Source organism: Streptomyces sp. NPDC029138 (assembly GCF_055564375.1).
Window position 1 is genome coordinate 23,966 of the sequence record NZ_JBVHWM010000044.1, and the last position, 22,694, is coordinate 46,659.

22 protein-coding genes are annotated in these 22,694 nt (G+C 73.1%); 6 read left to right on the plus strand and 16 right to left on the minus strand.

Annotated elements, in window-relative coordinates; genetic code table 11:
- Nucleotides 1-14 precede the first annotated feature (14 nt).
- Both ACZ4WH_RS28540 and ACZ4WH_RS28545 read right to left on the minus strand, forming a co-directional pair.
- Nucleotides 15-635 carry a 3'-5' exonuclease gene (locus ACZ4WH_RS28540; protein ID WP_468185757.1) on the minus strand — a complete coding sequence of 207 codons (621 nt, stop codon included), beginning with the start codon at nucleotides 633-635 and terminating at the stop codon, nucleotides 15-17.
- 128 nt (nucleotides 636-763) lie between these two features.
- Nucleotides 764-2,203 carry an MFS transporter gene (locus ACZ4WH_RS28545; protein WP_468185760.1) on the minus strand — a complete coding sequence of 480 codons (1,440 nt, stop codon included), beginning with the start codon at nucleotides 2,201-2,203 and terminating at the stop codon, nucleotides 764-766.
- A 137-nt stretch (nucleotides 2,204-2,340) separates the two neighbouring features.
- On the opposite strand from ACZ4WH_RS28545, the gene ACZ4WH_RS28550 reads away from it, so the two are divergent.
- Entirely contained in the window at nucleotides 2,341-2,742 is a 402-nt protein-coding gene (locus tag ACZ4WH_RS28550; RefSeq protein WP_468185762.1) for a winged helix-turn-helix transcriptional regulator, read from the plus strand.
- A 12-nt stretch (nucleotides 2,743-2,754) separates the two neighbouring features.
- On the opposite strand, the gene ACZ4WH_RS28555 is transcribed toward ACZ4WH_RS28550, so the two are convergent.
- The 6 genes from ACZ4WH_RS28555 to ACZ4WH_RS28580 form a co-directional block, all read right to left on the minus strand.
- The gene (locus tag ACZ4WH_RS28555) at nucleotides 2,755-3,177 is read right to left on the minus strand and encodes an acyl-CoA thioesterase (protein ID WP_468185765.1); all 423 of its coding nucleotides are present in this window, start codon (nucleotides 3,175-3,177) and stop codon (nucleotides 2,755-2,757) included.
- Between the two features lie 52 nt (nucleotides 3,178-3,229).
- Entirely contained in the window at nucleotides 3,230-3,850 is a 621-nt protein-coding gene (locus ACZ4WH_RS28560; protein ID WP_468185767.1) for a hypothetical protein, read from the minus strand.
- Between the two features lie 489 nt (nucleotides 3,851-4,339).
- Nucleotides 4,340-4,942 carry a histidine phosphatase family protein gene (locus tag ACZ4WH_RS28565; RefSeq protein ID WP_468185770.1) on the minus strand — a complete coding sequence of 201 codons (603 nt, stop codon included), beginning with the start codon at nucleotides 4,940-4,942 and terminating at the stop codon, nucleotides 4,340-4,342.
- A 233-nt stretch (nucleotides 4,943-5,175) separates the two neighbouring features.
- Nucleotides 5,176-5,727: a DUF4232 domain-containing protein gene (locus ACZ4WH_RS28570; RefSeq protein WP_468185773.1), complete on the minus strand. Its 552-nt coding sequence runs from the start codon at nucleotides 5,725-5,727 to the stop codon at nucleotides 5,176-5,178.
- Between the two features lie 31 nt (nucleotides 5,728-5,758).
- Nucleotides 5,759-7,405: a trypsin-like serine peptidase gene (locus ACZ4WH_RS28575; protein ID WP_468185776.1), complete on the minus strand. Its 1,647-nt coding sequence runs from the start codon at nucleotides 7,403-7,405 to the stop codon at nucleotides 5,759-5,761.
- Nucleotides 7,406-7,792: 387 nt separating this feature from the next.
- Nucleotides 7,793-9,001, minus strand: a complete 1,209-nt coding sequence (locus tag ACZ4WH_RS28580; RefSeq protein ID WP_468185778.1) for a pyridoxal phosphate-dependent aminotransferase — start codon at nucleotides 8,999-9,001, stop codon at nucleotides 7,793-7,795.
- An 81-nt stretch (nucleotides 9,002-9,082) separates the two neighbouring features.
- Between ACZ4WH_RS28580 and ACZ4WH_RS28585 the strand changes: the two genes are divergently transcribed.
- Complete coding sequence (locus ACZ4WH_RS28585) at nucleotides 9,083-9,709, plus strand: winged helix-turn-helix transcriptional regulator (RefSeq protein WP_468185781.1); 627 nt, start codon at nucleotides 9,083-9,085, stop codon at nucleotides 9,707-9,709.
- 80 nt (nucleotides 9,710-9,789) lie between these two features.
- On the opposite strand, the gene ACZ4WH_RS28590 is transcribed toward ACZ4WH_RS28585, so the two are convergent.
- The 4 genes from ACZ4WH_RS28590 to ACZ4WH_RS28605 all read right to left on the minus strand — a co-directional run bounded on the left by ACZ4WH_RS28590 (nucleotide 9,790) and on the right by ACZ4WH_RS28605 (nucleotide 14,074).
- Nucleotides 9,790-10,590 (minus strand): hypothetical protein, encoded by an 801-nt coding sequence (locus ACZ4WH_RS28590; RefSeq protein WP_468185784.1) that lies wholly within the window; start codon nucleotides 10,588-10,590, stop codon nucleotides 9,790-9,792.
- On the minus strand, nucleotides 10,590-11,852 hold the full coding sequence (locus ACZ4WH_RS28595) for a VWA domain-containing protein (protein WP_468185787.1): 1,263 nt from the start codon (nucleotides 11,850-11,852) through the stop codon (nucleotides 10,590-10,592). Before ACZ4WH_RS28595 ends, ACZ4WH_RS28590 begins: the two co-directional genes overlap by 1 nt.
- Before the next feature lie 77 nt (nucleotides 11,853-11,929).
- Nucleotides 11,930-12,496 (minus strand): NUDIX hydrolase, encoded by a 567-nt coding sequence (locus ACZ4WH_RS28600; protein WP_468185789.1) that lies wholly within the window; start codon nucleotides 12,494-12,496, stop codon nucleotides 11,930-11,932.
- 39 nt (nucleotides 12,497-12,535) lie between these two features.
- Complete coding sequence (locus tag ACZ4WH_RS28605; protein ID WP_468185884.1) at nucleotides 12,536-14,074, minus strand: IucA/IucC family protein; 1,539 nt, start codon at nucleotides 14,072-14,074, stop codon at nucleotides 12,536-12,538.
- Between the two features lie 130 nt (nucleotides 14,075-14,204).
- On the opposite strand from ACZ4WH_RS28605, the gene ACZ4WH_RS28610 reads away from it, so the two are divergent.
- Both ACZ4WH_RS28610 and ACZ4WH_RS28615 read left to right on the plus strand, forming a co-directional pair.
- Nucleotides 14,205-15,701, plus strand: a complete 1,497-nt coding sequence (locus tag ACZ4WH_RS28610) for an IucA/IucC family protein (protein ID WP_468185792.1) — start codon at nucleotides 14,205-14,207, stop codon at nucleotides 15,699-15,701.
- Between the two features lie 132 nt (nucleotides 15,702-15,833).
- On the plus strand, nucleotides 15,834-16,748 hold the full coding sequence (locus ACZ4WH_RS28615; protein ID WP_468185793.1) for a HipA family kinase: 915 nt from the start codon (nucleotides 15,834-15,836) through the stop codon (nucleotides 16,746-16,748).
- A 50-nt stretch (nucleotides 16,749-16,798) separates the two neighbouring features.
- On the opposite strand, the gene aceB is transcribed toward ACZ4WH_RS28615, so the two are convergent.
- Together aceB and ACZ4WH_RS28625 are read right to left on the minus strand one after the other, a co-directional pair.
- Complete coding sequence (gene aceB / locus ACZ4WH_RS28620; RefSeq protein ID WP_468185796.1) at nucleotides 16,799-18,424, minus strand: malate synthase A; 1,626 nt, start codon at nucleotides 18,422-18,424, stop codon at nucleotides 16,799-16,801.
- 184 nt (nucleotides 18,425-18,608) lie between these two features.
- Nucleotides 18,609-19,217 (minus strand): nucleotidyltransferase family protein, encoded by a 609-nt coding sequence (locus ACZ4WH_RS28625; RefSeq protein ID WP_468185799.1) that lies wholly within the window; start codon nucleotides 19,215-19,217, stop codon nucleotides 18,609-18,611.
- Between the two features lie 144 nt (nucleotides 19,218-19,361).
- Between ACZ4WH_RS28625 and ACZ4WH_RS28630 the strand changes: the two genes are divergently transcribed.
- Nucleotides 19,362-19,676, plus strand: a complete 315-nt coding sequence (locus tag ACZ4WH_RS28630) for a DUF5955 family protein (protein WP_468185801.1) — start codon at nucleotides 19,362-19,364, stop codon at nucleotides 19,674-19,676.
- A gap of 7 nt (nucleotides 19,677-19,683) precedes the next feature.
- Here ACZ4WH_RS28630 and ACZ4WH_RS28635 read toward each other — a convergent pair whose 3' ends face one another.
- On the minus strand, nucleotides 19,684-20,106 hold the full coding sequence (locus ACZ4WH_RS28635; RefSeq protein WP_468185804.1) for a DUF6234 family protein: 423 nt from the start codon (nucleotides 20,104-20,106) through the stop codon (nucleotides 19,684-19,686).
- Nucleotides 20,107-20,270: 164 nt separating this feature from the next.
- A complete protein-coding gene (locus ACZ4WH_RS28640; protein WP_468185806.1) occupies nucleotides 20,271-21,068 on the minus strand; it encodes an IclR family transcriptional regulator in 798 nt (265 codons plus the stop codon).
- A 284-nt stretch (nucleotides 21,069-21,352) separates the two neighbouring features.
- Here ACZ4WH_RS28640 and allB point away from each other — a divergent pair, with 284 nt between their 5' ends.
- Nucleotides 21,353-22,693, plus strand: coding sequence for an allantoinase AllB (gene allB / locus ACZ4WH_RS28645; RefSeq protein WP_468185809.1), 1,341 nt, complete (start codon nucleotides 21,353-21,355; stop codon nucleotides 22,691-22,693).
- Nucleotide 22,694: the final 1 nt, after the last annotated feature.

A 22,694-nucleotide genomic window follows, 5' to 3' on the forward strand; every position in this document is an offset into this window, starting at 1 on the left:
CCGACGGTCAGGACTCAACCGGCCGGGGGAGACGGCGGCGACGCCGCGACCCCCGGCCACTTCATGAGGTTGGCCAGCAACTCCGCCTGCTCGATCGCGTCGTCCAGCGCGTGGTGCGTGTGCCGGCGCCGCGACAGCAGCTCGCGCGGCATGGTCCCCTTCGCCACCGCCCGCAGCGGCAGCCGGGCTTTCGTCGCGTACAGCGTCTTCATGTCCAGGCAGCCGGAGTGCCCGAAGGGGCTGCTCCCGGTGAAGCGGATCAGATACCAGTACAGGAACGTCCAGTCGTACGACGCCGGGTAGCCGCACATCACCGGCTGCGCGCCCGCGCTGACCTCGCGCACCCATGCGGTGAACTCCGCGAGCGCCACGGCGGGTTCGGCGCCCTCGGCGGTCAGCCGGGCCCGGTCCAGGCCGCTCACCGCCAGCGCCTCCGGAACGAAGTCCTCGCTGACCGGGCGCAGTTCACGGTAGAAGGTCCGCTCCTCGGGATCGGCGGCCGTGAAACCGGCGCCGTCCTGCACTCCGGCGACCGCCGCCCCGAGGCTGAGCATGGAGTACGGCCCGGGAATCGGCCCGTCGGCCTCGATGTCGACGGAGATGTACAGGCTGGGCTTGATACGACGTGCGGCCATGACCCGGAGCATCCCACCCTCCCCGCGGGCCCCGCATCTCCATTCGGCCCCCATGCGCCCCGGTGCGCGGCCGGCGGCCTGGCGCCCCAGCCGGGGGCAGGCGCGACCGGCCCCGTCCTCGCCCGGCCTCAGGCGCGGCGCTCGCGCAGGAGCAGCGCCGCCAGGGCCAGGGCCGTCGCCGCGATGCCCGTCGCCACGGTGAACGCCAGCCGGTAGCCATCGGCGGTCGCGGGCAGCAGGGGCGTGCCGTCGGCGAGCAGGCCCTCGGTGCGGCTCGCCGCGAGCGTCGACAGGACGGCCAGGCCCAGCGAACCGCCCACCACCTGCGTGGTGTTGAACAGTCCGGACGCGAGCCCCGCGTCCTCCGCTCGCGCCCCCGACATCGCCAGCCCGGTGAGGGCCGGCATGGCCGCCGCGAACCCCGCGGACAGCAGCAGCATCGCCGGCAGCACATCGGTGACGTAGGAGCCGTCGGCGGGCGCGCGGCCCAGCAGGGCCATGCCCGCCGTGATCAGCACCAGGCCGGTCAGCAGCACCCGGTACCCGCCGAACCGGGCCACGGTCCGTGCGGACAGCCCCAGCATCAGCACACCGATCGCGATCGGAGCCGGCAGGAACGCGGTACCGGTGGCGAGCGCGCCGTAACCCAGCACCCGTTGCAGATACAGCGCGCCGATGAACTGGAAGCCGTACATCGTGGCGATCATCAGCACCTGGACCGCGTTGGCGCCGGTCAGCAGCCGGGAGCGGAACAGCCGCAGCCGCAGCAGCGGACGCGCGGCCCGGGCCTGGCGCAGGGCGAACCCCGCGAACAGGGCGAGGGCGAAGGCCGCCAGCAGCAGCGTGACGGTCCGGGAGCGCTCGCCGGCGCCGACGATCACGTACACCGTGAGCATCAGCGCGCCGGTGACCAGCCCCGCCCCAAGGTAGTCGGCGCCCCGGCCGAGCCCGGCGCCGGGTTCCGGCGTGAGCACCCGCACCGCGGCCAGCAACGCGGCCACCCCGATCGGCAGGTTGATCAGGAAGATCCAGTGCCAGTTCAGCGCCTCGGTCAGGGCGCCGCCGAGGAAGGTGCCGAGCGCGCCGCCCGCCGAGCCGACCGCGCTGAACGCCGCGATGGCCCGGGCCTGTTCGCGCGGCTCGGGGAACAGCGCGACCAGCATGCCGAGCACCACCGCCGAGGCCATCGCCCCGCCCGCGCCCTGCGCCGCCCGCGCCACGATCAGCATGCCCTGCCCGGTCGCCGTCCCGCACAGCACCGACGCCAGCGTGAACACGGCCAGCCCCGCCGTGAACATCCGCTTGCGGCCCACCAGATCACCGAGCCGCCCCGCCAGCAGAAGCAGCCCGCCGAAGGCGATCAGATAGGCGTTGACCACCCAGGCCAGCCCGGGCCCGCTGAAGCCGAGGCCGCTCTGGATGGCCGGCATCGCCACCGTGACGATGTTGCCGTCCAGTACCGTCATCAGCGTGCCCGCGCACAGCACGGCGAGGGAGGTCCAGCGGGAGTACCGTGCTCCGGGAGCCACCGCCGCCGGTGACGGACTGTTCTCGATCATGGCCGACATCGTGTGCCGCCTCCCCGTTCTTCCCGCGCGCCTTGTTCTTCCCGGGGCGCCTTGGTTCCTTCTGTGCACCTTGGTGCACGACTTGTAACGGGGAACATCGTGGGTGACCATGGGGGCCGGCGTAAGGAGGCAGTCCGATGTCCCAGAGGAACACGGGTGTCACCGTCCAGGCAGTGAACGCGTACGCGTGCCCCGTCCGCGAAGTTCTTGACAGGGTGGCCGGCAAATGGAGCGTGCAGATCCTCGTCGCCGCCGCGCACGGGCCCATCCGCTTCACCGAGTTGGAGCGCGGCATCGAGGGCATCAGCCGCCGCATGCTCACCCTCACCCTGCGCAACCTGGAACGGGACGGCCTGGTGACGCGCACCGTCCATCCGACGGTGCCGCCGAAGGTGGAGTACGAACTCACACCCGCCGCGCACGAGTTGAACGAGACCCTGCAACGGCTGACCGACTGGGCCGAGCGCAACCGGGTCTACATCGCCGAGGCGCGGGCGGCCTACGACGCCGAGCACCAGCCGGAGTCGCTCGACGCGTAGGCGTCCGACGGGCTACAGGCCGAACAGACCGGGGTCCGTCGCCAGCTCCTTGAACACCTCCCGAGGGTCGGCCAGCAGCTTGCGCTCGGCGAGGTTCAGCAGGCCACCCACCGCGATGACCTCGGCCGCCAAGGTGCCGTCGGTCTTCACGATCTCCTGCCGGATGCGAAAGGTCTTGCCTTCACCCCACTCGAACTCGCAGGTCACGTCGACCTCGTCGCCGGCGAGCAGCTCACGGCGGTAGCGGATGGTCGTCTCCAGCGCCACCGGACCCACCCCCTGGCCCACCAGCCGGGCCTGGCTGATCCCGGCCGCCTGGAGCAGCGACCAGCGGGCGTGCTCCGCGTAGTTGAGATACACCGCCTGGTTGAGGTGTCCCTGCACATCGGTCTCGTAGCCGCGGACGGTCACACGGACGGAAAACGGTTCGGCCACTGCTTGCCCTTCCCCTGTTCGATTCTCCGGTCGACCGATCCTGACACGCCGGTCACACCCGGCGCGGCGAGGCCAGCAGATAGCGCGCTCTCGTCCGGGGCTCGGTGTACTCGCCCGCCTGCCAGCCGGCCCGCTCCAGCGTGGCCGCGCAGGCCGCCAGCGTCCGCGCGTCCGGCGCGTACACCGCGACCGCCTCCGGCTGCGGGGTCGCCCGGACCCGGTAACCGTCCGCGTCCCCGCCCGCCGGACGGTGCCCGGCCGCCTCCAGCGCGAGCGCCGCGGCCCGTACGAGATGCGTCCGCTCCCACCCGCACGGACGGTCCGCCGCGCCGTCGGGATTCGTCATCCGGCGCAGCTCCAGCAGCCCCTCCCAGGCACTGTGCACCTCGCGCTGCCGCGCCGGACCGGACGCGGGCGGCTCCTCCTCGCCGCCGACGCGGGCCGTGAACACACCGGTGTCCGACGCGGGCTCCGGTGGCGCCTCGGGCACCGCTTCCCGTATCCGGTGGCCCGCCGGGGTGAGGAAGTGGTCGTGCGGCGGCCGGGGGTGCCGGAAGGCGAGCCCCCGCTTCACCAGGGCCGCGAGCTGGGCCTCCGTACCGCGCAGCCGGCCGGTGACCGGATCGGCACCCTCGATCACCCGCCGCTGCGCGGCGGTCGGCGCTCGGGTCACGGGGGCTCCTTTCGGTGCTGTTGTCCGAGGGCCGTTGGAGGTGGGCCCGGGGACCGCCGGCGGGTGGTCCTGTCGGGCCGTTGGCCGGGCGGCCTCGCGGGATCACGGGCCGGATAGCCCTGTGGGACCGTCGGACGGTCGGCCCCGGGGCCGTCGGTCGCGCGACCCCGCGAGGTCGTCGGCCGGGCGGCCGGCGGGGCCGGGGCCGTCGGACGGGTGACCTATGCGCAGAGTACGACCCGGGTCTGACAACGCCCCCCGGCTCTTCAGCCCCCGGCTCCTCAACCCCCCGGCTCCTCCCCCCGGACTCCTCACTCCACCCGGGGCCTCACTCCACCCGGTTCCTCATTCCCACGGCTGCTCACTCCCCGGCTCCTTACCCCACCCGGGGGCCTCACTCCACCCAGGCCTCCCCCCAGGGGCCTCACTCCACCCGGGGCCTCACTCCCACGGCTGCTCACCCCCCGGCTCCTGACCCCATCCGGCTCCTCACTCCTCCCGCGGCCGGATGTTCCACCCCACGATCACCGGTCGCCCATGCTCCGTGCCGAGCCGGCACAGCGTCCCCGTCGCGAGCTGGAAGAGTGCCCCGTGCCGGGGCGGCAGGCCCAGGCGGCGGGCGGTGAGGACGCGGAGGAAGTGGCCGTGGGCGATCAGCACGACGACCCCCTCCGTGTCGGCGAGCGCCGCGTCGACCTTGGCCAGCATCCGGTCGGCGCGCTCCCCGACCTGCTCCGGGGTCTCGCCGGGGTGGTCCGGCGGCCCGGGGGCGACCCCGTCCGTGAACAGGAACCAGCCGGGCCGGCTCCGCTGGATCTCCACGGTGGTCACGCCCTCGTAGCCGCCGTAGTCCCACTCGTGCAGGTCGGCGTCGACCCGCGCGTCCGGTACGCCGATGATCTGGGCGGTCTCCCGGGCCCGCTGCAACGGGCTGACGAAGGCCGCCCCGATCCGGTGGGAGCGGATCAGCGGGACCAGCCGGCGCGCCTCCTCCCGCCCGTGCTCGGTGAGGGGTACGTCGGTCCGGCCCGTGTGCCGCCCGGACCGCGACCACTCGGTCTCACCGTGCCGCACGAGAAAGAGGTCACCCATGACGGCACGGTGGCACAGGGCGCCCGCCGCCCGCAGGACGGACTGCGCCAGACGGCCGTTCCGCCGGGGCGACGGCCGTTTCCAGCGCCTCGCGGTCCGAAGGCCCGGGCCGGGATGAGCCGGGCGCCCGCCAACTCGTCGGCGCCGGGGACTGTTGCCTCTCCGTCCCCGGCACGTCCTCATGCCTGACATCGCCCTCGTGGGACCCGGCTGCCGCACACCGGCCGGCCTCCTCAGGACCCGGCCGGTGCGCGGCGCGGCACCGCCATGGCGATCGTCTCCCCGCAGACGTCGATCGTGGCGGCCTTCCCGTGCGCGTCCGTGACGGGGACGACCGTCCCACGGGTGTCGTGCGGTGCCCGGACGGAGGCCTCGGTCTGCCGCACGCACCAGGTACCCGCGCCCTCGGTGCCACGGCGCGTGTAGCGGAGGTCCACGGTCACGGACGCCTTGCCGGGCAGGGCGAGCGAGGCCGAGTGTCCCTGCCCGGTGCCCTCGATGCTCTCCGCCTTGCCGTGGTGGATCTCCAGGACCGGGTAGCCCGCGAACACGCACGCGCCGGGGCCCTTGTTGACGGCGGTGAGCCGCGCGCCGGACCGGCCGCCACCCTGGTCCGTACCCTCACCCTTCTCCGGGCCGCCGCCGTCGAGCAGGGACAGCGTCCAGGTCAGTGAGGCGGTCCGGCAGGGCGGTGCGGTGGCGTCCGGTGCGGCCGTCGTGCCGGTGCCGCAGGCCGTCAGCGCCAGGCCGACCGTGAGCACGGCGAGGCAGGTGGTCGCTCGCATGGTTCCCCCTCGGAAGTACGCGGTGGCGCGGTCAGGTGCCGGGATGGACCAGCGTGTGCTCGGTGCCGAGCGCCTTCGTGCCGGTGTCGGCGTACAGCGTCGTCTCCCCGTCGGACCAGCGCACCACGAGGTCGTCGCCGGAGCGGCCATGGCGGAGGTCGCCGGCCGTCAGCACCTGTGCGTGCGTCCACAGGCCGTTCGGGCCGCGTACCCGCGTCCTGGTGCCCAGCCCCGCCGCCGAGGGGCCGGCGTACGTGTCGAGCGCGCCGTCCGCCCAGCGCACCAGCAGGTCCCCGGTGGCCGTACCGTCGAAGTCGCCGCCCGTCAGCAGGGCGGCCTTGGTCCAGGTGCCGTTCGCCGCGACGAGCCGCGTGCCGGTGCCGAGGCCGTCGGCCCCGGCCTCCGGGTACAGCGTGACCGCGCCGTCGGCCCAGCGGACCAGCAGGCCCGTGCCCCCGTCCTCCCGGAACGCTCCGGAGGTGAACTGGACGGCGTTCTTCCACGCGGAGCCGGGCGGCGCCAGCCGGATCTCCCGGCCCAGGCCGGAGGGGCCGGGCTGCGGGTAGAGGGTGACCTCGCCGTCGGACCAGCGCACCAGCAGGCCGGACCGGTCGCCGCCGGTGAAGGTGCCGCCGGTGAGGGTCCGGGCGTGGGTCCAGGTGGAGTTGGCCTGCCGCAGCCGCTTCTCGGCCAGGAAACCGCCCTTGCCGTCGCCGGGGTACAGGGTGACCCCGCCGTCGGACCAGACCACGAGCAGATCGCCGCGCCGGTCGCCGGTGTAGTCGCCGGACGCCATGAGCGCGGCCTTGCGCCAGCGTGCGGCGCCGCCGGGCAGCGTGCCCCTGACGCCCCGGTACGGCGGCAGGTCGGCGGGCGGGGCCCGGTCGGCGACGGCGTCGGCGAGGAGGTTCGCGGCGTCGGCGCCGAACGCGGTGGCGTAGCTGATGTAGTCGACGTCGGCGTCGTTGCCGCCGCCGTTGTAGCCGCCGAGGTTGCCGATGACGTGCCCGGTGCGGGCGTCGTCCTTGTAGTCGGTGATCCACGGGCTGCCGGACACCCCGCCGTAGTAGCCGCCGCAGGTCATCGACAGCTGTCGGTAGCCGCGCAGCTGCTTGGTCGGGACCGTGCACTTGACGGCGCGTCCGGCGCTGTTGTGCCGGTGGGAGGGGTAGCCGACGACGGTGACGCCGCGGTGGGTGTAGCCGGCGGGCCGGGTGAAGGTCAGCCCGCCGCCCACCGCGTCCTGGAGGGACGCGCCCCGCTGGTTGGCCGAGACCCGGGCGAACGCGGTGTCCAGGTCGGACGCGGCCTTCTTGGTGGTGGTCGAACCGCGGTCGGGCACGTACCGGGGGTCGATGAAGATCCGCTGGATGTGGAAGATGCCGTACGGCTGCCGGTCAGGGGCCGCGCCCTTCACGAACTTTGGGACGAAGATGTAGTCGCCCTTCATGTTCAGCGCGCAGTGGGCCGCGGTGAGGACGATGTTCCGCGCCTTGGTGTCGATCACGCTGCCGGTGCAGTGCCAGGTGGTGCCGCGCGGTCCGTCGGAGCCGAAGAACGTCCCCACCAGGCGGGTCCCCTTGAACAGGGTGCCCTTCGGCCGGGCCGCCGCCGCGGTCGCCGCTCCCGGCCCCGCCGGTACGTGCCGCACCGCGTCCAGCGGTTGGGCCTCGGCCATGCGCTGCGCGGTCCAGAACCGCGCGGCCTGCCGTGCCTCCTGCCCGGTGGCGGGCGCGGGCGGCCGGGGCCCTTCGGCCCGGGCGCCGGGCGCAGCGAGGCCGAGTACCGCCGCGCACAGCACGGCGACGGCCGTACGGCGTCTTCCGTGCGTACGGCGTTGTCCGTTTCCGTGCGTACGGCGTTGCGTACGGCGTTGTCCGTACGAGAAGAACACTGCTGCCCCCCCTGGTCCGACTGGTCCGACTGGTCTGCCCGAACCGGACCAGGGGGGGGTGCGGCGCTGGTCAGGCGCGCACCGACAGCTGGGGGGCGGCCCGCTCCCCTGTGATCCCCCGGTCGCCAACGGGGGTGATCTTCGCACGAATGAGCGAAACGGGCCAGGCGCCTACTGCCGGTACCCGCTGAGGAACCTGCCGATCCGGCCGATCGCCGCCTCCAGGTCGTCCGCGTGCGGCAGGGTCAGGATGCGGAAGTGGTCGGGGGAGGGCCAGTTGAAGCCGGTGCCCTGGACCACCTGGATCTTCTCGCGCAACAGCAGGTCCAGGACGAACTTCTCGTCGTCGTGGATCGGGTGCACCTTGGGGTCGATGCGCGGGAACGCGTACAGCGCGCCCTTGGGTTTGACGCAGGACACGCCCGGGATCTCGTTGAGCTTCTCCCAGGCCACGGTCCGCTGCTCGTACAACCGCCCGCCGGGCACGGTCAGTTCGCTGATGGACTGGCGTCCGCCGAGCGCGGCCTGGATGGCGTACTGGGCGGGCGCGTTGGCGCACAGCCGCATGGAGGCCAGCATGGTCAGGCCCTCCAGGTAGTCCCTGGCGTGCTGCCTCGGCCCGGTGACCACCAGCCAGCCGGAGCGGAAGCCCGCCACCCGGTAGGTCTTGGACAGGCCGCAGAAGGTGAGGACGACGAGGTCGGGGGCGAGCGCGGCGGCCGAGTGGTGGACGGCGTCGTCGTAGAGGATCTGGTCGTAGATCTCGTCGGCGAACACCATCAGGCCGTGCCGGCGGGCCAGGTCGAGGATGCCCTCGACGACCTCCTTCGGGTAGACCGCGCCGGTGGGGTTGTTCGGGTTGATGACGACCACGGCCTTGGTGCGGTCGGTGATCTTCGAGGCCATGTCGGCGAGGTCCGGGTTCCAGTCGGCCTGTTCGTCGCACAGGTAGTGCACGGCCTTGCCGCCGGCCAGCGTGGTGACGGCTGTCCAGAGGGGGAAGTCCGGTGCCGGGATGAGGACTTCGTCGCCGTCCTCGACCAGCGCCTGGACGGCCATGGAGACCAGCTCCGAGACGCCGTTGCCCAAGTAGACGTCGTCCACGTCGACTTCGAGCCCCAGGGTCTGGTAACGCTGCGCGACCGCGCGGCGGGCGGAGAGGATGCCCCGGGAGTCCGTGTAGCCGTGCGCCCGCGGCAGCATCCGGATCATGTCCTGGAGGATCTCCTCCGGCGCCTCGAAGCCGAAGGCCGCGGGATTGCCGGTGTTCAGGCGCAGCACGCTGTGCCCCGCCTCCTCCAGCGCGTTGGCGTGCTCGATCACCGGGCCGCGGATCTCGTAGCACACCTCGCTGAGCTTGTTGGACTGCCGGAACTCCATGCGCCCCTCCGGAAACTCGTGTTGCTTGGTTTTACCAAGCAGGAGCTTGGAAAGTCCAACAACACGTCTAGACTGCGTCGCATGTCACCTCGCCGAAGCTACGACCAGTACTGCTCCGCAGCCCGCGCCCTCGACCTCGTCGGCGACCGCTGGACCCTGCTGATCGTCCGGGAGCTGCTCGCCGGCCCGCGCCGCTACACGGACCTGCACGCGGACCTGCCCGGCGTGAGCACGGACGTACTCGCCTCGCGGCTGAGGGACATGGAACGGGACGGGCTCACCACCCGGCGGCGCCTGCCCCCGCCGGGCGCGGCCTACGTGTATGAACTCACCTCCCGAGGGCGCCAGTTGCTGCCCGCGCTTCAGGCGCTGGGTGCGTGGGGCGAGGAAGAGCTGGGGGAGCGCCGGCCCACCGACGCGGTCCGCGCGCACTGGTTCGCGCTGCCGCTGCTGCGGGCGCTGGAGGGGGAGGGTGTCGTGGAAGTCCGCCTGGAGGAAGGGGACTTCCATCTCCACGTCGGCGCGGAGGACGGGCCGGTCTACGGCGACGGGCCCGCGCCCGGCGAGGTGGACGCGCGGTTGGTGATGGACGCGGCGACCTGCGAGGCCATCGCCCGCGGGGAGACGCGGTTGTCGGACGCGGTACGGGACGGACGGGTGACGGTGACCGGAGACGGCACGCTCGCCAAGGCGCTGCGGGAGGCGTGAACGCTCGACGAGGGCAAAAACTCGACGAGGACAAAAAAGGGGAAGGCCCGCCGGCGGGCGGGCCTTCGCGCTACGACGGCTCACACATTCGGCGGCACCCGGGACGGCCGCCCGGAGCCCCGCGTCAGCACATACCCGCCGATCCCGGCGAGCGCGGCCAGCACCGCACCGATCCCGGTCCACACCCATCGGTCGGACCACCACCCGGACGACCAGCCGTCGTCCGACCCGAAGCTGGACAGCACGGCTCCCTTCGAACCGTCCTTGCCCTCCTGCGACTTGACGGCGATCCCGGGGACGAGCGGCTTGCCCAGCGAGCCGTCCACGGCCGCCGCCCCGCCGATGTCCTTCGAGTCGACGCGCACGTCGGCGCTCACCGGCTTTCCGAGGTCGGCGGCGCCGAGGTCCACCACCGTCAGCCGGATGTAGTACGTGCCTTGCAGCGGGTCATTGGCCCACGGCTCCGTCCAGCCGCGCACCGTGCGCAGCACACAGGCGAGTTCGACCGAGCCCGTGCCCTGCGCGGCGGTGCGGGTCTGGGCGCCGTACTGGCAGGACTGGCGGCGCCGCAGTCCGTCGTACAGGTCGAGCTGCCAGGTCTCGGAGCCGTGCGCGTCGGGGAGTTTCACCGTCGCCTTGACGGTGGGGCGCTGCCCGGTGTCCGCGGGGAACGACCAGTACAGGTAGTCGCCGGTGGAGCCGGAGGCGGTGGCCTGCTGCCCCTGCTCGATCTCGGTCGCCGTACGGAACGAGGTGCCCGCCAGGGTGGGCGCGTCACCGTCGGCGGAGGCGCTCGGGGAGGGCGAGGAGTCGGCGGCGGCCGGTCCGGCGGCCAGCCCCAGCGCCAGCAGGGCGGCGCCCCACACACGTGTGATCCGCATCAGTTCGTCCTCCAGACGGCGACCCGCCAGCGCGACAGCCAGCCCCACAGCAGACCGGCGAGGAAGCCGATCAGCACCAGCGTGCCGAGCAGCCACCAGCCACGGCCGAGACCGAAGGCGGCCACGTCATGGTGGCCCGACGGCCCGTCCACGACGTCGACGGTCAGCTCCAGCGGCAGACCGGGGGTCGTCTTGACGCCGGCCGCGGCCGAGAAGGAGCTGGTGACCTGGAGGCACACCGTTTCCGCGGGAGCCGCGTCGTCGTCGCTGTCCGGCTTCGGGTAGCGCAGACCGGTGGAGACGACGTCCGTGCGGCCGGTGCCGGCGGCCTCGCCGCGGACGATCTCCCGGCCGTGCACGGTCACCGCCCGCAGCAGAACACCGTAGTTCGGCTGCACGGCCCGGTCGTCCGCCACGCTCACCGAGGCGCGCAGTTCCTGGCCGGGCTCGACGTCCACCTTGTACCAGCGCTGCTGCCCGAACTCCGCGCGGTCGGTGTAGAGCCCGGACTTGAGCGTCGGCGCCTTCTCGCACCGGTCCGCGCCCTCGGTGGCCACCGGTGTGACCACCGGGTCGGCCGCCCGGTCCACCAACTGGCCGACGCGGTCGCTCAGTTCCTCCTTGTGGCGCACGTCGGTGTAGGTGCCGCCGGTGGCGTCCGCGATGCAGCTGAGCTGGGCGCGGGTCTTGGCGTCCGGCACCAGGCCGAGGGTGTCGATGGTCAGCCCGATGCCCTTGGCGGCTATCTCCCGGGCCACCTCGCACGGGTCGAGCGGCTGGCAGGTGTCCTCGCCGTCGCTGATCAGGACGATACGGCGGGTGCCGTCACCGCCGTTCAGGTCGTCCGCCGCCTTCAACAGTGCGGGCCCGATCGGCGTCCAGCCGGTCGGCGCCAGCGTGGCCACGGCCGTCTTCGCGTCGGTCCGGTTCAGCGGGCCGACCGGGTAGAGCTGCTCGGTGTCCTTGCAGCCCTCCTTGCGGTCGTTGCCGCGGTAGTTGGCGCCGAGCGTGCGGATGCCGAGCTGGACCTCCTCGGGGGTCGCGTCCAGCACCTCGTTGAACGCCTGCTTCGCCGCGGCCATCCGGGTGCCGCCGTCGATGTCACGGGTGCGCATGGAACCGCTGACGTCCAGCACCAGTTCGACCTTCGGAGCGGACTGGTCCGTCTCGTCGGCGACCGCACCGGCGGGACACGCGATCCCGGCCGTCAGGGCGGCGAGCAGAGCACAGACGCCCGCCGCCAGCCGTTGTCTTCTGATCATCGCCGGATCCTATTGATCAGACAGGCCGTCCTCCAAAACGACCCCCGCCCGCCGGCCCCGGGGCACCCCGGCCGCTCTCACGTGTCGCCACCCGGTGCCGGATTTCCGAACACCCCCGCCAGACGGGCCCGATAGAGCGCGGCGACGGTGAAGCCGTCGGTGATCCGCCCGTCGGCCACCATCTCCTCCGCCTCGGCCGGCGTCACCGTGATCGCCCGGTGGATCGCCTCGCCCCTCTCGACCGCGCCGATGCCGTCCACACAGGCCGCGTAGAGGAAGACCTTGTGGGCGAGCAGCCCGGTGTCGGGGTGCAACTCACCCAGGGGGATCACCGCTGTCGGCGTGGCCGCGATCTCCTCCCGCAGTTCCCGGGTGACGTTCTCGGTGGGCGTCGCACCCGGATCGCCGAAGCCGCGCACCACTTCCCAGTGCCGGCTCCGGGTGGCGTGCCGGTGGTGCTCGACCAGCACCACTGCCTTCTCGGGCCCGAGCAACGGCAGGACCACCACGCCGGGAGTGGAGCCCGGAGGCGGCAGAATCCGGTCGTACAGGCCCAGGCGACCGTCGGGGAAGCGCACCGGGTCGCGCAGGTACCACAGGTAGCGGCCGGCCGACACCACACCCGCCGGGACCGGCCGCAGCACGACCCGCAGCCGTGCCCACAGGGCCCCGAACGCGCGAAATCAGCCCTGGGCCGGGAACGGTGTCGAGCAGGGATGAGGCAGAGACGTCCAGATGTCCCCGGCGTGACCGGGTGACAGGCGCATCAGCGTCAACGCCTTCGCCGGAACGGGGCCTTCGCGCAGCGCCGCCAGGTCCGGGCCGGACGGCAGACCGGGCAGGGCGGCCCGCAGCGCCGTGGCCAGGGCCGGGCCCGACCCCGCCGTTCCCGCCAGGGCGCCCGCCACCAGCGAGCCGAACAGCTTGCGGCGCAGAGCGGTGTCGTCGTCGGTGATCAGGCGGCCCGTCAGGGCGGGTGGGGTGATGCCGTGGCGGGTCAGGCGGGCGGGGCTGATCCGGATGTCGGCCAGGTCGCGGTAGACCAGGCGCAGCGGCGTGCCGTCGGCCGACAGGACGACCAGGAGGTTCTGTCCGTGGGCCTCCAGGGCCACGCCGAGATCCAGCAGACGCAGGCCCACCGTGAGTGCCAGACGGGTGAACGCGGCCAGCCAGGCGGGGGAGTCGGGCAGGGACGTGGTGGCGAGGGCGGCCACCGGGAGGACGCTTTCACCCGGAGCGGCGTACACCTCCGGCGACTCCCGCAGCAGTGCCGCCAGATCGGGGGAGTGGGCCGTGACCGCCCCCAGCGTGCGGGTGATGTGCAACAGGCCTTCCGTGCGCGCCGCCAGGTCCTCGGCGAAGGCGGACAGCGTGGCCGAGGCCCGCACCGAGTACGCGGAGATGTCCCGCACCGACGACGTCAGCCGGGCGCTCAGCGCGGTCTTCACATGCGGGCCGCCGGGCAGCGCCAGCGTGCGCAGGGACATCAGCGGACGGGCGGGCCGCCAGGTGTCGTACGACCGCCTCAGCACGTGCGCGGCCTGCCACGGGTGCACCGGCACCAACAGGCGGTCGCCGTCGCGGAGTTCGGCCGGCCAGTCGCCGGACACCAGGCACTCCGCCGCCGGCACCGGCACCGTCCCCAGCTCCACCACCGGTCCGTGCTCGGGGCCGTACGCCAGCTGGTCCGCCACCGAGAAACCCGGCCGGGAACGGCAGTTGGGATGGTACGGGTGCCCGTCGACCACCCGCTGCTCCCACTCCCAGTCCCTCCTCCGGTGCTCGGCCGCGGGGACCCCCACCGGCCACTCCTTCGGGTGATCGGCACCGGCCCGGGACAGCGCCAGCGAGGCCACGCTGTGCGCCAGCTCCGCGGCGAAGGCGGACGCGTGCGGCACCCCGAGCGCGCTCATCAGCCGCGCCGGATCGTCGTACCGCTCCCGGTCCAGGCGTACGGCGGTGACGTACGCGCTCGTGGCGTACGGATCCGGGTGCGGCCCGCGCAGGGTCCGCCCGTCGGCCAGGCGCAGGGCGAGGCCGTCCGCCCCGGACACCCGGCCGGTCAGCCACGGCAGCGGCTCATGGGCCAGCGCCCGCCACAGCCGGGTCAGCACGGCGGCGCGGGCACCGGGCAGCTCCGCCGCGTACCGGGGCAGCAGCGCGGGCCGGACGGCGGCCAGCTCCTCGGCGATCTCGGCGTCGGCGGTCGGGGGACGGGACACGGTCGGCTCCTCGGGTACACGGGCCACGGCACGATTGTCCGGGACGCCAGCCATACTGATCGTCACCGGCTCCCGGACGGCGCACCCGGCGTGCCCCGGGGAAGACCGCGGCCCCCTGGACGAAGAACGAATGGATCGCGTGGACCTCACACCCCCCACCGGCGCCGTCGGCCGCCGCGCCGACGCGTACGCGACCGCGCCCCTGCTCAACTGCCTGCTGCGGGAGGTCGCCGAGCCGCTCCCGGACAGCGGGGACCACCGCGTCCACCGGCTCCCCGGCGGCCGGCTGCTGCGGGTGCGCCCCGGGCGGCGCCCCGCCGACCCCGAGCTGTACACCGCCGGGGTCTGGCGCCGCATCGGCCACTCTGAGCTGGTCAAACTGGTCGCCGAGGAGCTGCGCCGGCACACCGGGCTGCCCGGCGGCGACCTGCCCGGCGAGATGATCGACAGCCGGGACGCGATCGCCGCCCTGCTCACCGCCCGCGCCCGGGCCACGGCGCCCGAGGACCCGTATCTGCGCTCCGAGCAGTCCCTGCTCACCGGCCACCCCCATCACCCGGCCCCCAAGGCGCGCGGCGGCGGCCCGGTCGCGTCCTGGCTGCCGTACGCCCCCGAGGCGCACGCCCGGTTCCCGCTGGTGCTGCTCGGCGTCCGTGAGGACCAGGTGGCCGAGGAAGGCGACACGCGCGCCCTGGACGCCCTCGGCACCGCCCCGCCCGGCTACCGGCTGCTGCCCGCCCACCCCTGGCAGCTCGACCTCGTCGCCCACGACCTCGCACCCGCCTTCGCCGACGGGCGGCTGCTGCGGCTGGGCACGAGCCCGTTCGACACCTGGCCCACGGCCGCCGTCCGCACGGTGTACGAGCCGCGCCGCGACCTGTTCCTGAAGTTCAGCCTGGACGTCCGCATCACCAATGACATCCGCCGGCTGTGGCGTCACGACCTGCGGAAACTGCGTCGTACCGACACCGCCGCCCAGCACGCCTTCGCGGCCATGGGCCCGCCCGCGGCCTGGCTCAGCGACCGCGGCTACCGCACCGCCGCGTTCGCCTTCGAGCAACTGGCCGTCCTCGTCCGCGACGGGCTGAGCGGACATCTGCTGCCGGGCGCCACCCCGCTGCTCGCGGCCGGCCTCGCCGAGGGCTTCGACGGCAGCCCGCTCGCCTCCACCCCCGACCCGGCCGCCTGGTGGGAGGCGTACCTGCGGCAGGTCGTGCCGCCCGCCCTGACCGCGTTCGACGACCACGGGGTGGTCCTGGAGGCCCACCTCCAGAACACGCTGGTCGCCGTGGACACGGCCGGCACGCCCGTGCAGGCGCTCTTCCGGGACGCGGAGGGCGCCAAGCTGCTGCCGGACGTGACCCGGGCCGCCGGCTGGGAGCGGCTGGTGTACTGCCTGATCGTCAACCACCTCATCGAGATCGCCGGCGCCCTCACCGACCACCACCCCGACCTGGACCCCTGGCCCGCGGCCCGCCGGGAACTCGCCCGCCACCCCCTGCCCGAGATCCCCACCCTGCTCACCACCCCCACCCTGCCGGGCAAGACCAACCTCCTCCTCCGCTGGACCGGCGCGGACGGAGCGGACGCCCGCTACCTGCCCCTACCGAACCCGCTGGCCGGCTGACCGGACGCACCTGGGGAGCGCCCCCGAAGGGGCGTATGCGGCTCCGCCGCGCGAGCGGGACCAGCCACAACGGCGCCGCAGACGAACGAACCGCTCAGCGGCCCTCCCAGCGGAGCGCTTACGCTGGCCGGTGTGCTGCGCGACGTGACTGCTGTTCGATACGTGACCCCCCTCCGCTCCGGCGGCTCCGTGCCCGGAGTCGTGGAGGCAGACGACCTGGGCACGTATGTCGTGAAGTTCACCGGTTCCGCGCAGGGTCACAAGGCGCTGGTCGCCGAGATCATCGTCGGTGAGCTCGCCCGCGCGCTCGGACTGCGCTTTCCCGAGCTGGTGCTCGTGCACTTCGACCCGGCCATCGCCGCGGGCGAGCCGCACCAGGAGGTGCGCGAGCTGCACAGCGCCAGCGCGGGCGTCAATCTCGGCATGGACTATCTGCCGGGCGCCCGGGACTTCACCCCGGAGATCGCCCGGACGTTTCCGGTGGACCCGCTGGAGGCGGGCCGGATCGTCTGGCTGGACGCGCTGACCGTGAACGTGGACCGTACGGTCCACAGCTCCAACCTGATGGTCTGGCCCACGCTCGGCACCGCGCCCGCGCGCCTGTGGCTGATCGACCACGGCGCCGCCCTCGTCTTCCACCACCGCTGGGACACCACGGCCCCGGGCCGGCGGTACGACTTCCGGCACCACGCCCTCGGCCACTACGGCCCCGACACACGGGCCGCCGACGCCGAACTGGCGCCCCGGGTGACGGAGGAGCTGCTGCGCGGGATCGTCGCCGAGGTGCCGGACGCCTGGCTCGCCGAGGACGCCGGTTTCGCCACGCCCGACGACGTCCGGGACGCCTACGTCGGCTACCTCCTGGACCGGGTCCGCCTCTCCCCGGAGTGGCTGCCCACCGACTTCCCGGGCCGCGACGAGCTGGCGGCCGAGGAGGCCGCCCGCGCGGCGAAGACACAGGCGGGCCGCCCGGACTGGCTGAAGCGGGTCCCCGACCTGCACGGCAAGCCGGCGGCGGAACAGGACTGGTCGGCACATCTCGGATGACCCACCGAGTGGCCCCGGGACGTCCCCGGGCCACTCGGACGGGCAGGGCTTCAGCCGCGCAGCTGCTGGTACGCCGGCAGGGTGAGGAAGTCGGCGTAGTCCTCGTCCAGGGACACCCGCAGCAGCAGGTCGTGCGCCTCCTGCCAGTGCCCGGCGGCGAAGGCCTCCTCGCCGATCTCCTCGCGGATGGCGTCCAGTTCCTCGGCGGCGACCTTGCGGGCCAGCTCCGGCGTGGCCTTGTCGCCGTTCTCGAACTCGACGCCGGCGTTGATCCACTGCCAGATCTGCGAGCGGGAGATCTCGGCGGTGGCCGCGTCCTCCATGAGGTTGAAGATGGCGACCGCGCCGAGCCCGCGCAGCCAGGCCTCGATGTACCGGATGCCGACCTGGACGGCGTTGACGAGACCGGCGTACGTCGGCCTGGCGTCGAGGGAGTCGACGGCGATCAGGTCGGCGGCCTCGACGTGCACGTCCTCGCGGAGGCGGTCCTTCTGGTGCGGCTTGTCGCCGAGGACCCTGTCGAAGGACTCCATGGCGATCGGGACCAGGTCGGGGTGGGCGACCCAGGAGCCGTCGAAACCGTCGTTCGCCTCACGGTCCTTGTCGGCGCGGACCTTTTCGAAGGCGACCTTGTTGACCTCGGGGTCCTTGCGGGACGGGATGAAGGCCGCCATGCCGCCGATGGCGTGCGCGCCGCGCTTGTGGCAGGTGCGGACGAGGAGTTCGGTGTACGCCCGCATGAACGGGGCGGTCATGGTGACCGCGTTGCGGTCCGGGAGGACGAACCTGGCGCCGCCGTCACGGAAGTTCTTGACGATGGAGAACAGGTAGTCCCAGCGGCCGGCGTTCAACCCGGAGGCGTGGTCGCGCAGTTCGTAGAGGAGCTCCTCCATCTCGTACGCGGCCGTGATGGTCTCGATCAGCACGGTGGCGCGGATGGTGCCCTGCGGGATGCCGACGTAGTCCTGCGCGAAGACGAACACGTCGTTCCACAGGCGGGCTTCGAGGTGCGACTCGGTCTTCGGCAGGTAGAAGTACGGGCCCTTGCCGAGGTCGAGCAGCCGCTGCGCGTTGTGGAAGAGGTACAGGCCGAAGTCGACGAAGGCGCCGGGGACGGCACGGCCGTCGGTGTCGACCAGGTGCCGCTCGTCCAGGTGCCAGCCGCGCGGGCGCATGACGACGGTCGCCAGCTCCTCGTTCGGCCGCAGGGCGTACGACTTGCCGGTGCGCTCGTCGGTGAAGTCGATGTTCCGGGTGTAGGCGTCGATCAGGTTGAGCTGGCCGAGGACCACGTTCTCCCAGGTGGGGGCGGAGGCGTCCTCGAAGTCGGCGAGCCAGACCCTCGCGCCCGAGTTGAGCGCGTTGATGGTCATCTTGCGGTCGGTGGGGCCGGTGATCTCGACGCGCCGGTCGTTCAGCGCGGCCGGGGCCGGGGCGACCTTCCAGGTGTCGTCCGCGCGGATCGCGGCCGTCTCGGGCAGGAAGTCGAGCGTGGAGGTGCGGGCGATCTCGGCGCGGCGCTCGGCCCGGCGGGCCAGGAGTTCGTCACGGCGCGGGGTGAACCGCCGGTGCAGCTCCGCCACGAAGGCGAGCGCCGCGTCCGTGAGGACCTCCTCCTGCCGGGGCAGGGGCTCGGCGTCGACGATGGCCAGCGGGGACGGCGCTGGTGCGGACATGAGCTGTCACTTCCTTCAGCGGTGGCACCGGGTGCCAAGTGGCACGAACAGGACAGTCAGCGCCCGCTGTGCGGACAGGCGCTTCTGATCAGTGGATAGTAGTTTCCTCATCGTGGAAGTTCAATGGTTTGTTGATGTCGAGATTCTCTGAGTCGAGGCAAGGTGGCGCCCGGTGCCACCCCGTTCACTCGAGGTGGTTCAGGTCGGCCTCCGTGTCGATGTCGTACGGCTCGGCGACATCCGCGCACTCCACGAGCCGGATCTGAGCCTCGTGCTCCTTCAGATAAGTCCGCGCTCCGCGGTCCCCGGTGGCCGTCTCCGCGATGCCCGCCCAGTGCGCGGCGCCGAACAGCACCGGATGCCCGCGTACCCCCGCGTAGGCGGCCGAGACCAGCGAGGTCTCGTCCTTGTAGGCGCCGAGCACCCGGGCCGTCGCGGCCGGTCCGATGCCGGGCTGGTCGACCAGGCTCACCAGGGCGGCGCGGACGCCCGTACCGGCGAGGGAGGCCAGCCCGGCGCGCAGCGAGGAGCCCATGCCCGCCGCCCAGTCCGGGTTGTCCACCAGCACGCAGCCGTCCAGTTGGGCGCGGTCCCGCACCTCGTCCGCCGCGGCGCCCAGCACCACATGGATCCGCTCGCATCCGGCCGCGCGCAGCACCCCGGCCGCGTGCTCGACCAGGGGCCGGCCCCGGTGCGGCAACAGCGCCTTGGGGCGCCCGCCGAGCCGTCTGCCCCCGCCGGCGGCGAGCAGCAGCCCCGCGACATCCCCCTGAAGATCCTGGTTGTCCGTCATGGGTCCTGCATACCCGACGGCCGCGGAATCGGCCGGTTTTCCGGTGCCGATTCCGTTGGGCTGAATTTCGGCCCGGGCTGTGGCGCTCCCGCACGGGGTGGCGTTTACTGACCCGCGCACGACGGCGTGTCAGGGGGGAGGGCTGTGTTGCGGAGCTTGGGGCAGAGGCCAGTGACCGGCAGCGACGAGGACCCTAGGGCGGCGGAACTGCGGACCGCGGTGTCCCGCTTGCGCCGCGAACTCGCCGCGCTACCGGCGGACTTCCCCGACCGGGCGATAGCCGAGGACGAACTCGCGGCCCTGGCCGCGATGGCCGCCGGCGGCCTGCCCGAGATCCCGCGCCTGCGCAGCTCCCTGTTACTGATCGCCGGCGCGATCGGCTCGATGAGCGCGCTGGCCCGCGGGCTGTCCCAGGTGCGCGACGCGGTCTACCTGTTCGGCGAACCGCCCCGCGACTAGCCGCCCGCTACGGCTGCTCGTCGCCCCGGCAGCCCGATGCCGACGGCATGTCACGGCACACCCGGTCTTGGTGGGACTGCGCGGTGGCCCCGCCGAAAACGATGAGACACACCAGGGTGGCCATGACGGCCTGCGTGACCACCGTGACGACGGCCCCGGCCCGCGCGGCGATCACAGCCCCGGCGAGGGCGAGGACGCCGACCCCGCCGGCGGCGGCCAGGTAGTTCCACAACGGGTCGGCCGTGACGGTCCTGCCCGGGTCGAGGTTCCACCCGGACAACACCCACAGCCCGAAGACCACCACCAGGGCGACCAGCTCCAGGAACACCAGCCCGCACCCGGCTCCGATGTCGGCACCCCGGTCGGCACGGCGGCGCGGCCCGGGACCGGCGGTGGCGTCGAAGGCGGGCGGGGCGACGGGGAGGTCCATACCCGCACCCTGCCTGGGCGGGCGGAAGGGGTGCATGAGTACGGGTACTCAGTTCAGCGTGAGCCGGGGTGCTGGAGCGATTCCGGGTGCCGGAGTGATCGTGGGTGGCCGGGGGGGGGCTCGGTGGCCGGTGTGTGGCCCGGTGGCCCGGTGCCGTACCCCCGTCAGCCCTGGTTCTGGCTGACCAGGGCCGCCGACAGTTCGCCGGCGATCTGCTGGAGCATCGGCACGATCTTCTCCGTGGCGGCCTCCGTGACCCGTCCCGCCGGGCCGGAGATGGAGATGGCGGCCGCCGTGGGGGAGTCCGGTACGGACACCGCGAGGCAGCGCACCCCGATCTCCTGCTCGTTGTCGTCCACGGCGTAGCCCAGCCGCCGCACCTCGTCCAGCGCCGCGAGGAACCCCTCCGGCGTGGTGATGGTCTTCTCCGTGGCGGCCGGCATGCCCGTCCGGGCCAGCAGTGCCCGCACCTCGTCGTCCGGCACCCCGGCCAGCAGCGCCTTGCCCACGCCGGTCGAGTGCGGCAGCACCCGCCGGCCGACCTCGGTGAACATCCGCATCGAGTGCTTCGAGGGCACCTGGGCCACGTACACGATCTCGTCCCCGTCGAGCAGCGCCATGTTCGCCGTCTCGCCGGTCTCCTCGACCAGCCGGGCGAGGTACGGCCGCGCCCAGGTGCCGAGCAGCCGGGAGGCGGACTCGCCGAGGCGGATCAGCCGGGGCCCGAGGGCGTAGCGCCGGTTGGCCTGCTGGCGGACGTAGCCGCAGGCGACCAGCGTGCGCATCAGCCGGTGGATGGTCGGCAGCGGCAGCCCGCTCGCCGCGGACAGCTCGCTCAGACCCACCTCGCCGCCCGCGTCCGCCATCCGCTCGAGCAGGTCGAAGGCGCGCTCCAGGGACTGCACCCCGCCGGCGGCGGAGGGCTTGGCGGAGTCGGTGGTGCTGGCGCTGGACGTCGGCACGGCGCGTTCCTTTCGGGACTGGCGGGGAGAGCAGAAGCCTATCCGGCAGTCGGTTGACTCCCTGCTTGTACGTAGCTACGTTCTGCTTGCTGGAATTCTAATTCCGCTTTGTGGAAACGTCTAGAGCGGGCGCCGCTTTCATGTCGCCTTTCGTGTCGCCCAGAGTGTGCCTCTTGACGGCGGAGAAGCGGGAGTGAAGACTCCTTCAACAGAACGTTGAAGTCCGTTACGTGGGTGTAAATCCCGTTTCCTGGACGTAAAACGGCGTAGAGAGAGGGGTTCGGGTGTCCGACGCTGAACTGGTGCTGCGCTCCACGCGCGTGATCACCCCGGAAGGGACGCGGGCCGCCACCGTCACCGTGTCCGCCGGGCGGATCACGGCCGTCCTGCCGTACGACGCCGAGGTCCCGGCCGCCGCCCGGCTGGAGGACGTCGGCGACCACGTCGTGCTGCCCGGCCTGGTCGACACCCACGTGCACGTCAACGACCCGGGCCGCACCGAGTGGGAGGGCTTCTGGACCGCCACGCGCGCGGCGGCGGCCGGCGGCATCACCACCCTGATCGACATGCCGCTCAACTCCCTGCCGCCGACCACCACGGTCGAGCATCTGCGGATCAAGCAGGACGTCGCCCGGGACAAGGCGCACATCGACGTCGGCTTCTGGGGCGGCGCCCTGCCCGACAACGTCAAGGATCTGCGCCCGCTGCACGACGCCGGCGTCTTCGGCTTCAAGGCCTTCCTGTCCCCGTCCGGCGTGGACGAGTTCCCGCACCTCGACCAGCAGCGGCTCGCCCAGTCCCTGGCCGAGATCGCCGGGTTCGACGGGCTGCTCATCGTGCACGCCGAGGACCCCCACCACCTGGCCGCCGCTCCGCAGCAGGGCGGCCCGAAGTACGCCGACTTCCTCGCCTCCCGCCCGCGCGACGCCGAGGACACCGCCATCGCGAACCTCATCGCGCAGGCCAGGCGCCTGGACGCGCGCGTGCACGTACTGCATCTGTCCTCCAGCGACGCGCTGCCGCTGATCCGCGCCGCGCGCGCCGAGGGCGTCCGGATCACCGTGGAGACCTGCCCGCACTACCTCACCCTGACCGCGGAGGAAGTCCCGGACGGCGCCAGCGAGTTCAAGTGCTGCCCGCCCATCCGCGAGGCCGCCAACCAGGACCTGCTCTGGGAGGCGCTCGCCGACGGCACCATCGACTGCGTGGTCACCGACCACTCGCCGTCCACCGCCGACCTGAAGACGGACGACTTCGCCACCGCGTGGGGCGGCATCTCCGGCCTCCAGCTGAGCCTGTCCGCCGTATGGACCGCGGCCCGCGAGCGCGGTCACGGCCTGGAGGACGTGGTCCGCTGGATGTCCGCACGGACCGCCGGCCTCGTCGGCCTCGGTGCCTCCAAGGGCGCCATCGCCCCGGGCCACGACGCCGACTTCGCCGTCCTCTCCCCCGACGAGACCTTCACCGTCGACCCGGCCGGCCTCCAGCACCGCAACCGGGTCACCGCCTACGCCGGCAGGACCCTGTACGGCGTCGTCAAGTCCACCTGGCTGCGCGGCGAACGCATCGTCGCCGACGGCGAGTTCACCGAGCCGAAGGGCACGCTGCTCGCCCGCCCCCAGTGAG

What these genes read in the sequence shown, in the direction of transcription:
- ACZ4WH_RS28590 (WP_468185784.1), bottom strand. Translation starts at nt 10,590, where the DNA reads ATGCGGATCACACGTGTGTGGGGCGCCGCCCTGCTGGCGCTGGGGCTG.
- ACZ4WH_RS28635 (WP_468185804.1), bottom strand. Translation starts at nt 20,106, where the DNA reads ATGGACCTCCCCGTCGCCCCGCCCGCCTTCGACGCCACCGCCGGTCCC.
- ACZ4WH_RS28550 (WP_468185762.1), top strand. Translation starts at nt 2,341, where the DNA reads ATGTCCCAGAGGAACACGGGTGTCACCGTCCAGGCAGTGAACGCGTAC.
- ACZ4WH_RS28585 (WP_468185781.1), top strand. Translation starts at nt 9,083, where the DNA reads ATGTCACCTCGCCGAAGCTACGACCAGTACTGCTCCGCAGCCCGCGCC.
- ACZ4WH_RS28610 (WP_468185792.1), top strand. Translation starts at nt 14,205, where the DNA reads ATGGATCGCGTGGACCTCACACCCCCCACCGGCGCCGTCGGCCGCCGC.
- aceB (WP_468185796.1), bottom strand. Translation starts at nt 18,424, where the DNA reads ATGTCCGCACCAGCGCCGTCCCCGCTGGCCATCGTCGACGCCGAGCCC.
- ACZ4WH_RS28575 (WP_468185776.1), bottom strand. Translation starts at nt 7,405, where the DNA reads ATGGCCGAGGCCCAACCGCTGGACGCGGTGCGGCACGTACCGGCGGGG.
- ACZ4WH_RS28545 (WP_468185760.1), bottom strand. Translation starts at nt 2,203, where the DNA reads ATGTCGGCCATGATCGAGAACAGTCCGTCACCGGCGGCGGTGGCTCCC.
- ACZ4WH_RS28540 (WP_468185757.1), bottom strand. Translation starts at nt 635, where the DNA reads ATGGCCGCACGTCGTATCAAGCCCAGCCTGTACATCTCCGTCGACATC.
- ACZ4WH_RS28625 (WP_468185799.1), bottom strand. Translation starts at nt 19,217, where the DNA reads ATGACGGACAACCAGGATCTTCAGGGGGATGTCGCGGGGCTGCTGCTC.
- ACZ4WH_RS28565 (WP_468185770.1), bottom strand. Translation starts at nt 4,942, where the DNA reads ATGGGTGACCTCTTTCTCGTGCGGCACGGTGAGACCGAGTGGTCGCGG.
- ACZ4WH_RS28595 (WP_468185787.1), bottom strand. Translation starts at nt 11,852, where the DNA reads ATGATCAGAAGACAACGGCTGGCGGCGGGCGTCTGTGCTCTGCTCGCC.
- ACZ4WH_RS28570 (WP_468185773.1), bottom strand. Translation starts at nt 5,727, where the DNA reads ATGCGAGCGACCACCTGCCTCGCCGTGCTCACGGTCGGCCTGGCGCTG.
- ACZ4WH_RS28580 (WP_468185778.1), bottom strand. Translation starts at nt 9,001, where the DNA reads ATGGAGTTCCGGCAGTCCAACAAGCTCAGCGAGGTGTGCTACGAGATC.